The organism is Clostridium pacaense, from assembly GCF_020709765.2.
In the GTDB taxonomy this organism is placed as follows: domain Bacteria; phylum Bacillota; class Clostridia; order Lachnospirales; family Lachnospiraceae; genus Enterocloster; species Enterocloster hominis.
On sequence record NZ_JAJFEB020000049.1, the window covers coordinates 1 to 1,866 of the forward strand.

Here is a 1,866-nt window from a genome sequence, read left to right on the forward strand (position 1 = left end):
AAAAGAGGGTGTCGCAAAATCATCAAAATAGATGATTGAGCGGCACCTTCGCTCTATATATAGAAAAAATCAGGAGAAAATCATTCTCGATCGACTTCCTCCTGATTTTGACGTACTTTAATAAGCATACGGTTTTTCTTGTATTTATGCACTCGCTTTTACATCAAACAAATAGCTTCCAGTCCGATCATTCTGGATTTTTCTATGTAGTTTATTTAGATTGTATCCCATACTCAGCAAGAGAATCTCCAGTTTTACCTTCTTCTTACCTCGCAGCAGAAATCGTTGGAAACCATAGTCATTTTTCAAAACCCCGAAGGCCCCCTCTACCTGGATCGAGCGGTTTATCCGGTACTTAATTCCCTTATCGCTCTGGATGTTTTGATACGATTCATCACGCTTCTCCAAAAAGCTTTTGGACACATACAATCGCTTGTTACCCTTCGCTTTGGTGCATTTTTCTTTATGTGGGCAGCCGGTGCAGTCCTCACATTCGTATACCGTCACCTCAGATTCGTACCCACTTTTGCTGCGCTGCTTTTTCAGGTAGATCACCCGTAGTTCCTTCCCTGCATGACAGATATAGGTATCGGACTCCCGGTCGTAAACCATGTTTTCACGTTTGCTGATATCCTGTTTAAAACTCCTCTTTTTCCATCTTTCATAAGTTTGAGGTTTAATGTATGGCTGCTGCCTCTCCTCCCGCAGATAGCTGTACCCTTCTTCACTTTCATATCCCGAATCAGCCGTAACACTCGGGTAGTTAAAACCCAGCTTTTCTTTCATCCGCTTCAAAAACGGCACCAGTGTCCACACATCATTCCGATCCTGAAAAATGTCTACCGCTACAATGTATTCGCTGTCCACTCCAATCTGGACGTTATACCCCGGCTTTAGCTGGGCGTTGCGCATGTGGTCATCTTTCATATGCATAAACGTTGCATCCGGGTCTGTTTTGCAGTAGTTGTTCCTTCCCTGGAAGCTGGCTGTATGCCAGTCATAAGTAGTCTGGCGCTCCAGGTACCTTTGGAACAGTTCCAGATACCTCTGCTCGATAGGTTTACGTTTTCCGCGGCCATGAACGAACTCTATGTTGCGCTCCTTGCATTTCTCCTCCAAAAAACGGCAGATTTTCTGGAGGTTTTGTACCCGGTATTCGGTTCCCACACGGAAGGACTGGATAAACTCCTGGTTTACAAGCTTCACCGCCTCCTGGATTTTAATGAACATTTTTTCTTCCCATTTCCCAACGGATTTTTTCCATACGAACGTGTATTTATTGGCGCAGGCTTCTAATTTCGTTCCGTCAATAAAGACAGTTTCCTTAGAAAGCTCATCTGCCTGATCCAGCCGGCGTACCATCTGATAGAAGAGGTCCTCACATGCCTCCTCCAGAAAACTGGAACGGAACCGGGCAATGGTGCTGTGATCCGGAGCTTTTTGTCCGGCTAACAACCACATGAAGTTGATGTCCCGTTTACAGGCGGTCTCGATTTTTCTTGATGAGTAAATGTTTTGGGAATACGCATAAGTCAGGATCTTGAACATGGTCTTTGGGTCCACTGCCGGATTTCTGCCTTTGGCAGAGTAAGCCTGATAAAGCTTTGTGTAGTCTAAATCCTCCAATTCGTGGCTCAGCAGTCGGACAGAATCATCGTTGGGAACCAGTCCTTCCAAACTTAATGGCAAAACCAGTTGATAAGTCCGGCCAAGTTCGGTATAATCTCTAGTAGTGTAATTATTTATTCGCATACTTAATTATACCACGGATGGCGGACTCTTCGGAGCCCGCTTTTCTGTTTTCTGGTACAGAAAAGGAGCTGCTGCTCCAGTAGATTATTCATCTACTTTTGCAACACCCCCTTT

1 protein-coding gene is annotated in these 1,866 nt (G+C 44.7%); it reads right to left on the reverse strand.

The window, feature by feature from the left end; all coding sequences use genetic code 11:
* Positions 1-144: 144 nt before the first annotated feature.
* Positions 145-1,752 (reverse strand): IS1182 family transposase, encoded by a 1,608-nt coding sequence (locus LK536_RS58370; protein ID WP_227797310.1) that lies wholly within the window; start codon positions 1,750-1,752, stop codon positions 145-147.
* Positions 1,753-1,866: the final 114 nt, after the last annotated feature.